This window comes from Lentzea aerocolonigenes (genome assembly GCF_000955955.1).
Classification (GTDB): Bacteria; Actinomycetota; Actinomycetes; order Mycobacteriales; family Pseudonocardiaceae; genus Lentzea; species Lentzea aerocolonigenes_A.
Window position 1 is genome coordinate 1 of sequence record NZ_JYJG01000270.1, and the last position, 290, is coordinate 290.

The window sequence follows — 290 nt, forward strand, 5'->3', positions numbered from 1 at the left end:
CGGCAGGCGGGGTGAACTTCACGAAGTAGTCACCCGCACCCAGGCCGCTGAACAGGTACACGCCGTTGGCATCGGTCGTCGTCGTGCCCACCGACACCGGCCCGTTCGGACCCTGGCGGAACAACTCGACCGGCACGTTCGGCACGCCGGCCTCACCGGCGTCCTGCACACCGTCGGCATCGGCGTCGCTGAACACCTTGTCACCGACGGCACCGGTGGCCGGGATGAGACCGAAGTCCCACGTGAGGTCCTGCTCGGTCTGGCCGAGGCTGAACATCGGGGTCACGCCG

The 290-nt window shown here is 68.6% G+C and carries 1 protein-coding gene; it reads right to left on the reverse strand.

The features are described from left to right. The coding region (locus UK23_RS31195) for an SdrD B-like domain-containing protein (RefSeq protein ID WP_045315276.1) at window positions 1-277 on the reverse strand (277 nt) is incomplete at its 3' end. Window positions 278-290 lie beyond the last annotated feature (13 nt).